The sequence below is a fragment of the Mycobacterium arosiense ATCC BAA-1401 = DSM 45069 genome (assembly GCF_002086125.1).
Taxonomy (GTDB): Bacteria; Actinomycetota; Actinomycetes; order Mycobacteriales; family Mycobacteriaceae; genus Mycobacterium; species Mycobacterium arosiense.
In genome coordinates, this window is record NZ_MVHG01000003.1 from 93,099 (window position 1) to 106,243 (window position 13,145).

General features: G+C 67.2%; 8 protein-coding genes and 3 pseudogenes. 5 read left to right on the forward strand and 6 right to left on the reverse strand.

The window, feature by feature from the left end; translation table 11 throughout:
- Positions 1-211: 211 nt before the first annotated feature.
- From BST14_RS02190 to BST14_RS02215, 5 genes and pseudogenes are all read right to left on the reverse strand, one after another.
- The gene (locus BST14_RS02190) at positions 212-1,585 is read right to left on the reverse strand and encodes a PPE family protein (RefSeq protein ID WP_083062952.1); all 1,374 of its coding nucleotides are present in this window, start codon (positions 1,583-1,585) and stop codon (positions 212-214) included.
- A gap of 864 nt (positions 1,586-2,449) precedes the next feature.
- Entirely contained in the window at positions 2,450-3,703 is a 1,254-nt protein-coding gene (locus BST14_RS02200; protein ID WP_083062953.1) for an Rv1490 family membrane protein, read from the reverse strand.
- Positions 3,703-5,046, reverse strand: coding sequence for a hypothetical protein (locus BST14_RS02205; protein ID WP_083062954.1), 1,344 nt, complete (start codon positions 5,044-5,046; stop codon positions 3,703-3,705). Before BST14_RS02205 ends, BST14_RS02200 begins: the two co-directional genes overlap by 1 nt.
- A pseudogene (locus tag BST14_RS31530) lies at positions 5,046-6,694 on the reverse strand (ABC transporter permease). The gene BST14_RS02205 and the pseudogene BST14_RS31530 overlap by 1 nt, the downstream one beginning before the upstream one ends.
- A gap of 36 nt (positions 6,695-6,730) precedes the next feature.
- Positions 6,731-8,122 (reverse strand): condensation domain-containing protein, encoded by a 1,392-nt coding sequence (locus BST14_RS02215; protein WP_083062955.1) that lies wholly within the window; start codon positions 8,120-8,122, stop codon positions 6,731-6,733.
- Positions 8,123-9,019: 897 nt separating this feature from the next.
- Here BST14_RS02215 and BST14_RS30505 point away from each other — a divergent pair.
- The 4 genes and pseudogenes from BST14_RS30505 to BST14_RS02235 all read left to right on the forward strand — a co-directional run.
- Positions 9,020-9,356 (forward strand): annotated as a pseudogene (locus tag BST14_RS30505) (malic enzyme-like NAD(P)-binding protein); the annotation flags it as partial.
- Between the two features lie 4 nt (positions 9,357-9,360).
- Positions 9,361-9,438, forward strand: a pseudogene (locus tag BST14_RS32575) (PPE domain-containing protein); the annotation flags it as partial.
- Between the two features lie 395 nt (positions 9,439-9,833).
- Entirely contained in the window at positions 9,834-10,580 is a 747-nt protein-coding gene (locus BST14_RS02230) for a maleylpyruvate isomerase family mycothiol-dependent enzyme (RefSeq protein ID WP_083062956.1), read from the forward strand.
- Positions 10,581-10,683: 103 nt separating this feature from the next.
- Positions 10,684-11,301: a TetR/AcrR family transcriptional regulator gene (locus BST14_RS02235; protein ID WP_083062957.1), complete on the forward strand. Its 618-nt coding sequence runs from the start codon at positions 10,684-10,686 to the stop codon at positions 11,299-11,301.
- Between the two features lie 34 nt (positions 11,302-11,335).
- Here the strand turns inward: BST14_RS02235 and BST14_RS02240 are convergent, their stop codons facing one another.
- A complete protein-coding gene (locus BST14_RS02240) occupies positions 11,336-12,046 on the reverse strand; it encodes an SDR family oxidoreductase (RefSeq protein WP_083062958.1) in 711 nt (236 codons plus the stop codon).
- 102 nt (positions 12,047-12,148) lie between these two features.
- On the opposite strand from BST14_RS02240, the gene BST14_RS02245 reads away from it, so the two are divergent.
- Positions 12,149-13,009 carry a LysR family transcriptional regulator gene (locus BST14_RS02245; RefSeq protein WP_083062959.1) on the forward strand — a complete coding sequence of 287 codons (861 nt, stop codon included), beginning with the start codon at positions 12,149-12,151 and terminating at the stop codon, positions 13,007-13,009.
- Positions 13,010-13,145: the final 136 nt, after the last annotated feature.

Sequence of the window (13,145 nt, forward strand, 5' to 3'; positions counted from 1 at the left end):
CCGGGATCGGCGCCCGCCGGCGTCGGCGCCGCGGCGCCGAACGCCACGATCAGGACGGCGCACATCACCGCTTTCGTGCGCAAGGACAGGGGTTTTCGGGTCGACGCGCGGCGCGGCGCGCTCCGGTGTGGCTTGGACATTTCCATGGCGATTTCCTTTGCAGTCGACGGGCTTGCCCACCCTTTGACAATGTGATGACCGATTCGGTGCCTCACCCGGCCACCGGCGAATGCGGAATCAGCGAGACGCGCATGCCGACGCGTTGAACCGCACCCTCCGATTCGCGCCCGACCATGCCGCCCAGAGGCAGCTTGGACACCGCAGTGCCGGGCGATGCCCCGGGTGCGGCGGCCAACCCGCCCGGCGCGGCACCGCCGTTGAACGCCGGCAGCGGGGCCACCGACGAAACCGTCGTCGCCCAACTCGGAGGTACGGACAAAGTGCTCAGCGAACTGGCTTGGCCCACGCTCGCCGAGGCGCCATGACCCAGTCCCGCCAGCGGCCCGAGGCCTCCCAAACCGCCTGCGGCGCCCGCCTCTCCCATGCCGGCTATCCCCTGGGCGCCCTCGGCCCCCAGGATGGAACCGGCGCCCGCTTCGTCCAGCGCCAAGCCCTGGTAATCCAAATCCAGGCCATAGAGGTCGATGCCGATTCCACCGCCGTCGGCGATCAGACCGGCGCCGTCGGCGCCGTACCCGGCCGCCTCGGTGGCCAGGCCGGCCGCAGCTCCGTCCGGGGCAGGTGCCGCGGCGAGCGCCGAGGCCAGCCCCGAGGCCGCGCCCACACCGGTGCTCGCGCTCTTTGTCGCGCCCTTGCCCGAGGCGCCGGTCAAACCCGCCAGGGAACTGAGCGGCGCGGAGGCTCCCGACGACCCGAGGGTCGCGCCCGTGCCCATCGCCGCCTGCGACAGACCGGTGCTCGAGGATGAGCCCGGTGTGGAGAGGCCCTGCAGGGTCTGGGGCACCGAGGAAAGCCACTGTGTCGCCGACGTGTGTGCGCTGCTACCGAAATGCGCCGCGGCGTGGGTGGCGGCGCCGATGTGGCCGGCGAGCCCGGCCGGATTGGCCGTTTGCGGCGGCGGAGCGACCTGCGAAAGCGTCGACGCCGCGACCGAATTGGCGGCGTAGGTGTACATCGCGGCGGCGTCTTGGGCCCACATCTCGCTGTACTCGGCCTCGGCCGCCATGATGGCCGGCGTGTTCTGCCCGAAGATGTTGGTCGCAATCAACGCCAGCAGCCGGGCGCGGTTGGCCGCGATCAGCGGCGGTGGCACGGTCGACGCGTAAGCGGTTTCGAAAGCTGCCGCGGCAGCCGTGGCCTGCGTCGCCGCCTGCCCACATTGCTCGGCGGTGGCCGTCATCCACGTTATGTAGGGCATCACGGCGGCCGCCATCGCCATCGACGCCGGGCCCGACCAGGACTCGCCGGTGAGGCTCGCGATCACTGTGCGGTAGCTGCTGGCGCCGACAGCCAGCTCGGCGGCCAGCGACTCCCATCCCGCGGCCGCGGCCAGCAAAGTCGCCGACCCGGGTCCCAGATACATCCGACCCGAGTTGATCTCTGGTGGCAATGCGCCGAAATCCATGTCTATCCCTAATTTCTTGGTGCCTGTCTTGGGCTGACCTGGCCGACGTCAAAGCGCCGCCGGACGTCGTTGGCGTTGCGCACAACGGTCAGCAGTTGAGGTGTTCGATGGAAGGTCGCCGAAGCCGAGACGCGCTTGCGCCAGGGTCAGCGACGACGCCGAGGGTCCGCGCCGTGGCCGCGGGAGCGCCGGAGCGGGCGCACCGATCCCGGGCGGATTCAGCTTCGACGAGTGCAGATCGCGTCGCCGAAACCGCCACGAAAGCGCATGAGCCGACCCCAGGGGCGCGGAACCTGGTGGTGGCTACGGTGCAACCTGCCGCATTGGCGTCGCCCGCGAGAAACTGCCGTGGGTGATCAGCAGCGGGCGACGCAGAACCGAATCAGTAGATTCTGCTCAACGCAGCTGGACGCCGGCGCACGAGCGGGCGGATCGGACCGCTGCTCAGACCGAAGAATCGCGACCATCGGGGGTGTCGCGGGCCCGGCGGGGCGGGGCGTGGAAAACGCCAAAGCGGTTGGCCGATCACGCTTTAGCCCGCCGCCTTTGAACGCCTTGTCGTCGTTCACGGTGGACCCGACGCCAAGCCGGCGGATAGGTACCGCGTCGTTACTCAGCTGCATGGGGCCAGGAACCGGGCTGGTCAATGCCGCCACCGCCGGTGGCGCCACGACGTGCGTTGTCGTCGCGGTGCGCAAAGCCCCCCAACTGAGGACAACTGCGAGAAGCGCCAGCGCAGCAAAGATGGCGGAGGCAGCTTGCCGTCGTGACCACCGTGCAGGCGTTGTAACTCCGAAACTCACAGTGCCACTTACGCTACCAGCCGCGATGCGGCGGCTGCCACCGAGCCACACCGCGGCCGGGTCAGAACATCCGGGGCCCGCCGAAGCCCGGGACGGCACCCACCGGGATCAACGCGAACGCGATAAACAGCACAACGCACAGTCGCAACGTCTTTGGTGTCATCGCCTGCCCGATTTCCGGTCGACGGGCCGCGAAGAGGATGAACACGGTCGCGACATCGAACCCGACGATCGTCAACCAGCGAGTCCAGTCGTAACCGGTGAGGAATACCGGAATGACCAACCCCAGGCCGGCGATCACCCAGTTCATCCGGCCTTGTAGCGCCTGGGCGAACGCGCGCAGCGGCACGCCGGAAACTTTGCTGAGTCCGCACAGCGTCATCGCCAGCGCGGCGGCGCCGAATAGCAAAGAGATGGTGAGGCCCAGTGTTCCGATGTGGTTGACGGCGCGGACGGCGTCCCCGATCCGGTGGTCGTAGTTCGGCAGCACGTTGCGGCACACCCAGTCGTGATAGTCGGTCTGCGGACTCTGTCCGTCGATCACAAAGCGCAGCAGCGTTTGCGGCGACGTGACCGTGGCGAAGGGGTTGGGCATCAGCCGATGCGGTACGGACGCACACAGCTGCGAGGCGATGTCGTGCCGACCGAGCCCCGCCACGACGGCCACGGCGATGACTCCCGGTGTCACGGCCACGAGCGCGCCACGTCGCTGGGCGGTTCCCAGCGCGCCGCCGAGAACGATGATCGCCAGCACGGCTCCCAAGGCGAACTGCAGCCCAATCGCCTCGTGCATCAGGGTCAACACCGCGATCGCCGCACCGTAGGTTGCGCAACAGCCCGACGCGATGGCCCGGGAACGCGTGACCGCCAGCGCCGAACTGAACAGCGCCAGCGCCGCCCCTCCGAATAGATCCGGCCGGCCCGAGAACGCGGCGAACGGTATGCCGAAGGGGAGCAACGGAATCGCCATCGCCGTCATAAGCCGGCGCTCAGAGCGGCGGCCGCAGAACAGCACCACGCCGGCGACCGCAGCCAGTCCGCACAGGTAGGTCGCCGTTGACAGCCACCGCAGGCCGAGCGAGGCCGCGAAATAGTGTCCGGGGACCGAGTGCACCAATTCACCGGCGAGGCCACGGCGGACGAAGCCGTGGCTGTAATCGGCGGTGTAGTAGGACATCCAGTACACGTCGAGCGGAACGACGTCGATGGCCAACCACAGCACGACCGCCGACCAGGCCGCGATCGCGGCCCCGATGCCCAGGTAGCGGAGGTGATGCCGCGCACGGGGAGTCGCCTCGACGCCCAAAGCCACCATCAGCCGCGGCCCCCGTCCACGGTGGTGGCGGACAGGTGCAGATCGGCCAGCGCGCCGCGGGCGAGCTCGCGCGCGGCTGTGATGTTCTCGGACCCGCTTCGGTACGCGACGACGGTGAGAAACCGGCTGCCGTTGACCGTCCCTGTGGCACAGAACAATTGGCCGTGTGCCTGTTCGATACGAGCCCGGGTGATGCCCTGCTCGGCTAGTCGCATGGAAAGCTCGGATGCATCCGCGCCGTCGATGCGGCTGATGGCGGCATCGAGGACGCCGAGATTGGAACATCCCACCGGCAGTTGGCCAGACGACATGGCGATGCCTTCGGCCCGCCGGACCAGCCATCGCGGCGTGAACGGGATGAGTGGCAACCCGGCGACCATTTCGTTGGGCTGTTCTTCCAGGGACGTCAGCGCGCTCTTGACGTCGGCGCGCACAGCGGTCAGGTCGTCGGCCACCGACGTGCCGTCGACCGTCACAGTGATCGAGGTCAGCGCGTTGGCGCGGTCGTCGTCGGCGGCGCGGTCGCTGACCGGAAGCACCGCAGTCACGGAGTTTCCGTCGGGCAGCACTCTGCCCATCCGGTGCGCCAGCCGAGCGGCGAAGGCGACGAAGAGCGCGTTGCTGCTGCCATTGAGGCTGCGCGCTCGGGCTTCCCAAGCAGCAGCGTCGGTTTGGATTGTCACCGACGGCGACGCGTTCGCGTCGTCGCCGGTCGAGGTGAGCACCTCCAGGTTCCGCGTGCGCGGCGAGGGTTGCCGTTCGGAGGTCACTCTGAGCAATATCAGCAGCGTCGCAATCAGCGCCCGGATCGCCGCCGGCAGGGTGATCACGGCATCGGCGAGATCCTCGCCCACCGCACGCCATCGGTTACGTGAGTTCGGCTGTGCGTAAACAAGATTGCGTTGTTCTCCCTTGACCGCTTCGGTGACGGCCGTTGCCATGCCCAGCCCGTCGACGACGCAGTGTGAACCCACCAGGGTGACCGCTGCGCCGCCGTCGTCCAGCGGCAACACGGCGAGGTGAAACGTCGGGCCGTGCTCGGGGTCCACCGGCAGCTGGGCGCGCCTTTCCAGCCACGCGCCGATCTGGTGTCGCGGTTGCCGCGGTTCCCACGCGATGTCGGGCGAGCGGCCGTCGACCACCCAGCGATGACGCCCGAAGGGCAGCGGCGAGCGCTCGATTCGGCGGCCGAGCAGACCGGCACCGAGATTGTCTTTGAAGGCTTGCAATTCGTCGATGTTCACGTCACGGTCGTAAACCCACGTGCATTGCACCGTGCTGCCTTGGCCGGTGGCGCGCAGCCGGAGGAAGGCGGCCTGGTCCAACAGCGCCAGCCTGGTCACTAGCACCCCGCCTCGGCCGCGGCCCGATACCCGCGCACCGCCGCCGGCGCGAACGCGGCGACCAGGACGCCGCCCCACAGGCCCGCCTGCCACAGCGGCGACAGCCCGGGCCCGCCCTCCGCGAGCGCGCGCATCGCCTCGATCGTCGGCGATATCGGCGAGAAACGCACCAGCGGTTGCAGCCATCCCGGAAACACCTCGGCCGGCGCGACGCCGGTATTGAGGAACAACAGCACGACGCACCCCGCACCCAGCCAGGTCACCATCGCCTTGCCGTCCGCGCGGGCCGCGATCGCGATGACCAATGTCGCCATGCCCGCCGAAATCGCCACGGGCACCAGCACGAAGGCCAGCATCGCCACCCAGCCATAGCTGAATCGCAGACCCAAAGCGATTCCGAAGACGGTGAGCACGACGGCCGACGTGATGGTTCGGGCGGCTTCGGCGACCAGTCGGCCCGCCACGGTGCTGGCCCGATGAATCGGCTGTACCCACAATCTGGTCAGCACACCGGACTCCCGTTCGGACGGCAAAGCCAAACCGGCGCCGAGGGTTCCGAACACGGCGCCGACCACCGCGCACATGGGGGCACCAGCCCGTAGAGGCTGTCGTGTCCGGTGATGGCCAGGACGGATTTGCCGACCAGCAGCTTGTAGATGATGAGCAGAAAGGTGGGAAACAACAGCGCCTGCACCGCGACGATCGGATCACGCCGCCAGCGGCGCAGTAGCCGTCCCGCCTCCGATGCGCTTTGACTGACGAAAGCCGTCAGCGGTGCCCGATGCGAAAGCCGTTGACCTGAATCGGTTTTGATTGCCATCCGCGTCTGTTCGACGGACGAATCACCCGCCGGCAAGGCGTCCCGACGCGGCCTGCGCACGATCCGAGCGCCGCCCGAACTCCCCGCGCTGACGCGTCCTTGCATGCGCACCGCGAGTCCGCCGAACAGTGCCAGCAATCCAAGACACCACGCCAGCGACACCGCCAGCTCGCTGCCCGGGATGTGACCAGTGGAAAGACCGCGCAGCGTCTCGGTGACCTGTGACACCGGTTGGTAGCGAATGAACGGTCCCAGCCATGTCGGAAACGAATCCGCCGGAGCGATGCCCGTGGACAACAACACCAGGACCAGCTGGGGAAGGAGCAGCAATTGGCTTGACGACTCGACGGTGCCGACGCGGGAGCCCAAAGCGTCAGCGCCGAGACACACCGCCATCGCGAACGCCACGACGATGATCACGAACAGAACCGCGGCGTCCGGGCCCGCCTGTATCCGGAAACCGAACGACCACCCGATCGCAAGAGAAGCGACCAGCGCGATGACCGCGCGTATCAGGCAGTAGAGCAACCGTGCGCCCAGTGGCACCCCCGCCGGGATCGGCAGGGTGCGGAGCCGGGACCCGAAGCCGGACAACCGGTCTCGCGCTGCGCGGTCGGCTGTGGTCATGGCCCCAAACAGCATCGCCTGCACGATGACCACGGGGAGGACGTATTGCGGATAGGTCATCGGGCCGGTGTGGATGATGCCGCCCAGCACCAGGGTGAACCCCAAAAAGCAGCCAACCGGAGCCAGCGCCGCGAAGAGTAGGTCGGCATCGCGCCGGGAGCCCGACATCGTGCGCAACGTGAGTGCCACGAGGGCACTCATACCGAGACCTCCCGCGGCGACAGGACGTGGCGGGCGTCACGCATCGATACGCGGCCCGGCCTCGGACACTCGGGTGAACTCGGCGCGCATCGCTTCGACGTAGCGCAAGACGGACCTGCGGGCGATGTCGGTGCCCGGATAGGCGACTACCAGTTGCGTCTTGTCGTGCATGCGATTGACCCACATGCACACCGTCTCCGACAGCCGGTTGTCACCCCAGACGCCGGCGCGCAGGCCGTCGAAGTAATCACCGAAGGGCAACTTGCGGATGTCGATGTAGGACAGCATCGGCACCGGGCGGTCGGGAATTTCGATCGGGCTCGACGACGGGTCCGTCGACTCGAGCAGGTGGTAGTACGGCACCGCGCCCAGGGCCGTGTTGCCGTCGAAAGATGCCTGAGCGGCGCTGACCACCTCATCGAACGACGCACCGGCAGTCGGGATTGTCAACGGGACGAAACTGGCCAGCCATCCGACCGCGGTGGCGTGCGCGGGATCGCGGCGGTTGTCGAACGGGGTCAACCCGAAATATGTTGCGGCGCCGGTCAACCGGTGCTCGGTGAGCGCGGCGCAGGCGAACACGCCACCGCTGAAACGTGCTCCCGCGAGACGGCACGCCGCCTCGAACCGTCGGCCCTGGTCGTCATCGATCAGGTCGAACACGTCGATGGCCCCCGGTGTATCGGCGTGCGACTCGCCCAGTTCCAGGGGAAATTTCGGCAACGCGCCATTGTTTGCCGCGAGAAACGCCCGCCACGATTGGATTTCGGGCGACTCTTCGTTCAGGCCACGGGTGTACGCGTACTGATTCGCGCTGTACTGGCGATGACTCGGAGCCGGCGGCAGCGGGCTCTGCGCTCGTTGCAACGCGGCGAAGTACATCGTTTGGATGTCGAGAAAGATCACGCCCGCTGACATGCCATCGGCGCGCAAATGGTCAACGGCGATATAGATGGTGAACCGGTCTTCGGCCTGGATGATCCCGAAGGTGAAGCAGTCCCATTGCAGCGGGTCGGGCGTATCGAGAAGCAGTTTTCGGATCTGGGTCGGAGCCATCCTGCCGAGATCGGCTGGCTCCAAAGTGATGACTTCGGGGTCGGGAATGACATAGCGAAGGATTTTGTCGTCGGCGCCGAAGGCAAAGCGGTCGTGGTAGGTGTCGTGTCGCCGCAGATGAGCGTTCACGGCTTGCGTCATCGCGTCGATGTCGCAGACGCCGCCGATTTCCCAGGCCCCGATGCACAGTCGGGGGATATCCCGGCCGCGACTGACCTGCCGGCGGTAATAGCGAAGATGCTGCGCCTGCTGATAACTCACCGGGGCGGGATGGTGTTGGGCTTCGGCCGCGCGCCGATAGGTAGCGGCGGTGGGGTACCAGGAGACGACGGCGCCCTCGGCTGTCCAGTCTTCAACTGTGCCCAAGAACATGCGTTACCTTTCGTCCGTCAGCTGGCGACGCCGGTCCGGATGACCCTAACCGCAACGCGGATGAATTGCTGAGTAAGTCGATTGCCGGAGCCGTCCAGTTCCGCGGGCCGACCGAGCGCCGTGGGCCGCGCTGCGACGAAGGATGCGCACATTTGGTTGGGTTCACGGTGTTTTCAGTTGATGGTGCGCATAGCGCCAAGCAGCGCAGACAAAATGACTCGCCGACCCTTCCGCGGCGCAATCATAAGGATCCCCTCTCGGGTCCGCAATCGCAGAGGGAGTTCTGTCAACCGATCGTGTGCTCGTGTGAGGTAGTCGACACGCAAATGCCATTTAAATCGTGCATCGTTAACACGAAACTGCCACTCGAACAAGCATTTATCTCGACGCGATGACCCCACCTGTCGATTGCCACCCACAGAGCCGGCGCAATCTTGGCGAAGCCACGCGACGCTTGCGGACCTGGCGGGACGGCGCCTCGGTTACGATAACGTGATGTACGGCCGTATTGGAATAGTGTCAGTTAAAGATTTCTTGCTCCGGTGATTCGGGCAAACCACTAAGCGCTCCTCCAAAAGCGCCGCGACTTTGAGCCCTACGTCGATGCTTACCGCAACTCGGGTACCAGAATTCGTGAGAACCGCGTCGCCTGCAGCAAACTGCGACTCGGCCGGATGGTCCTCGAACGAAGCGTGCAAACGGCCATGACGCGCCGGTTCAATCTCGAAGCGTCCATCCGATAGCGAGTCGCGCGCCGGCACGGCGGCCTCGACGGCTCAGCAGACAAAACGTTCTCGATGATCGAAGATGATGTGGACACCGCCATTTCCCGTTGCCGCGAGAGTCGCAAAGAAGGGGACATTGACGATGGCCGATGAGCTGTGGGGGCCGGCCAGACTGCTCGGCCTGTCGACCGCAGCGGGCGCCTTCACCGAGAGCATCGTGCGCGAGCTGGCCGGTAAGACCGACCGGCCGATCATCTTCCCGCTGTCCAACCCCACGAGCCGCGCCGAGGCGCGCCCCGCCGAGCTGGACCAATGGACCGACGGGCCCTGATCGCCACCGGCTCACCGTTCGCGCCGCTACACCGCGGCGGCATGGAATGTGCTGTCGCGCAATGTAATAACGTCTGCATCTTCCCGCGATCGGACTGGGGGTGACGGCGGCTCAGGCGACCCGGGTTACCGACGAGATGGTGCGCGTCGCCGCGCAGACCTTGGGCGAGGCATCGCCCCGCCGCGATCGCGGTCGCCGAGGTCGCCTACGGCGAAATGTGGGCCCAAGACGTCGCCGCGATGTATGGCTACGCCCCGGCCTATCCGGCCAACTACCCCTGTTCGGTGGGGCGCCGTTGCTGAGCATGCCCGGCCGCGGCACGCCCGACCCCCGGTCGCAGCGATCGGCGGGCACGAGCGACACGCCCGGGCGTCAGGTTCCCGCCGCAGCACTGCAAGAGCGGGGGGTGCCGCGCGGAACGCCGACCGGAAACGCCGCCGAGCTGCGTGAAATCACCGACGTGCTAGGCAAACTCGTCGAGCTCCCCGCCAGCGGCGCGCTGACCGACACCGAATTCGCCGAACAGAAGCAACGCCTCCTCGGCACTGGCTAACCCGGTACTGCGCTGCCCTGGGGTGTATTGGACCATGCCTTGACTTCATACATACTGTGTGTATGTTAATACATACGGTATGTATCTGGAAAGGTGGGACGGATGAGCGCCACGCTGGACGCCCTGGCGGAAGAACGCGGAATCGTTTTGGAGCTTTGTTCGCAAATGCCGGATGTGTTGTGGGCGAAGGACAGTGGTTGCCCCGGCTGGTCGGTGCAAGACCTCGTGTCGCACATGGCGTGCAGCTTCTGGCTGGCGGTCGATCCGTCCAGGTTGCCCAGCCCCGGCGAGTTGCCGGCCGAACGCGCGGCGGACCTTTACGTGCAATCGCGGCGCGCTATGACCCCCGAAGAGGTTGTGGCCGACTATGAGTCCGTCAGCGCTCGAGGGCTGGAGGTACTCGCCGCGATAGAGGGTCAGGACGTCGACATCCCCATAGGCGACGTCGGAACCTATCCGGCCTCGCTGGTGCCGACAACCTTCGTCTTCGAATCGCTCATCCACACGCGGTACGACCTCTTCGCCCCCGACGGGCCGCTACCGGGAGACCCGCCGCCCGTCGACGAGCTGCGGCTTGCCCCCACCCTCGATTGGATCGAAGCGGCACTGCCGCAGCAGAATGTGCCGCTGCTCACCGACTTACACACCGGCGTGGCGGTTCGCCTCGATGGGTTGTGCGCCCGCACCTTAAACATCGGCGCTCGCGCCGACGCCGGGGCGCGTGTCACGTCCGACTCGCAGGCCTTCGTGCGCTGGGTAACCCAGCGCGGCACCTGGGCAGACTTGGGTGTGCAGGCCGAGGGTGACCCGTCGTCGCTGGATGTCGTTCGCCGGCTCAGGGTGTTCTGAGCCGGACGGCCGACCGCGACCAGACATCGGTCGGTCGCACGATCGGCGGATCTTCATACGGTATGTATGAAGATGCCTACGGAGGCGTGGAAGGTAAGGGTCGATGGCGCAGGGTGGTCGCCGCACGCAGGCGGAGCGTGCGGCCGAGACACGCGATGCGTTGATCGGCGCTGCCCGGCCGTTGTTTGCGTCGGTGGGATTCGCCGACGCGTCCCTGGAAACGATCGTCCGCAACGCGGGGGTGACACGCGGGGCCCTGTACCACCATTTCGCTGACAAGACAGAGTTATTCGCGGCGGTGTTCGAGCGCGTGGAGGGGGAGATGGCCGCCCGGATGGTGGACGCGGTCGCCGCCGCCGGGCACTCCGATCCGGTCGAGATCATGCGACTGTGTTCCGGGCTCTGGTTGGACGCGTGCGCCGAACCCGAAATCCAGCGCATCGTCCTGCTGGAGGCGCTGGCGGTGCTGGGGTGGGAACGCTGGAGCGACATCGGGCACCGCTACAACATCGGGTTCGTGAAAGGACTGCTCACCGACGCCATCGAATCCGGCAGCATTCCCCGCCAGCCCGTCGAGGCCACCGCCCTGACGATCATGGGGGCACTGCGCGAGGCGACGCTCTACATCGCCCGCGCCGACGATCATCGTCGGGCACGCGCGGACGCCGGCGCGGTGATGGACCGACTGATCGATGCGTTGCGCGCCAACGATTCCAGCTAGTCGGCCGCGCCGTGAGCCTCACCGATGAGTGCCGCTATGCGGCGATGCTGCCGCCGCCGTCGGCTCGAATGACCTGACCGGTGATGTAGCCGGCATCCTCATCCAGCAGCGCGCAGATCGCATGCGCGATCTCGCGGGGTGTCCCGAGCCGGCGCAGCGGAATCGTCTGCAGGATACGCGCTTCGCGCTCGGACCCGACCGGGCTCAGCGCGCGATACATCTCGGTTTCGATGGGTCCCGGCGCCACGGCGTTGACCGTGATGCCGGACTGCGCGAGCTCGCCGGCCCAGATTCGGGTGCACGCCTCCAGTGCCGCCTTCGTTGCCGCGTAGGGCGTGCGCTCCGGGGTGCCCAGCGTGGTCAAGCTGGTGACGTTGACGATGCGCCCCCACCCGTTGGCCAGCATGCCGGGCAGCACCGCCTGGACCACCTGCACGGCGGCGCGCACGTTCAGGTCGCACGTGACGGCCAGGTCGTCCAGATCGATCGAATCGATGCGGCCGAACCGGGCGACGGCCACGTTGTTGACCACCGCGTCGATAGGCCCGTTGGCCAGGACAAGCCCGAGCACGGCGTCGGTCGCCGCCCGATCGGTGAGGTCCGCCTCGTAGAACTCGCCCGGGAAGTCGTCTGGCCCGGTGCGGGCCAGGCCGACCGGTATGTCGCCGGACTTCGCGATGCGGTCGGCGACTGCCCGGCCGATCCCCTTGGATGCCCCGGTGATCAGTACGCGCCTTGCGGTCATGGTTTCCTCCTTAGACGGCTTATGATTACTGAAACGTTGTGGAATGCGAATTTTGCATAACGTTGTTGATATGGGCGATGACGTTGCCGTTATGGAGGATCGATGACGACGTTGGCGCAGCTCAAAACGTTCATCACGGTAGTCGATCAGGGTGGTTTCACGGCGGCGAGCCGACGGCTGGGGCTATCCCAGCCGGCCGTGAGCCGCACCGTCGCCACGCTGGAAAAAGAGCTGGGCCTGCCGCTGTTTCTGCGCCGCCGCGACGGGCTCTCCCTGACCGAAGCGGGTGCCATCGCGCTGACGCATGCGCGCGAGGCGGTGCGCCAACTCACGTTGATGCGCACCGAGATCGCCGGCCTGGCGGGCGACATCACCGGGACGCTGAGCCTGGCGAGCCTGCCCTCGGCCACCGCCACGCTCGTCGCTCCCCAACTCCGGGCATTCGCCCAGCGGCATCCGGCCGTCACCATCCGGCTGCTCGAGGGAAGCGAGCAAGAGGTCCGTGATTGGCTCGACCAGGGGGCGGCCGAAGCCGGTGTGGTCAGCCTGCCCAGCAAGGGCCTCGACGTCGCGGTGCTCGGCGAACAGGACATGGTTGCGGTGGTGCCGGCCGACAACCGGCTGGCAGCCAAGGACATCGTCACCTACGCCGACTTGGCCAAGGAACCGTTCGTTCGCGGTACCGGCGGGTGTGCGGACGTGTTCATGCCGATCGCGCGGCGCGCCGGGGTCGAGTTCGACCTGGCCTTCGAAGCGCGCGAGATCGCGGCGGCCGTCGAGATCGTGCGCGCCGGTCTCGGGGTGAGCATCCTGCCCAGCGCCGGCCTGCCAGAATTGCCGGGCGTCGCGGTGCGTCCGCTGCTGCCCCGAACCGTGCGGCGCCTCGGCGTCGCGGCTTCCGCGAGTGCGTCCGCGCCCGCGCGCGCGTTCCTCGATCAGATCGCCGCGCTGAACCTGCGCTGATTGGATTGCGCGAGTGCGGTTTTCACCCCGCCCGGCCTCGCGGGCGTCCAAACTGACTTGCTCGACGCGACGCGCTTTCGGCGGCGCCGCCCAGACGTGGTATCTTCGCCGACGTGAATATCGGCGTGCGCGCGTA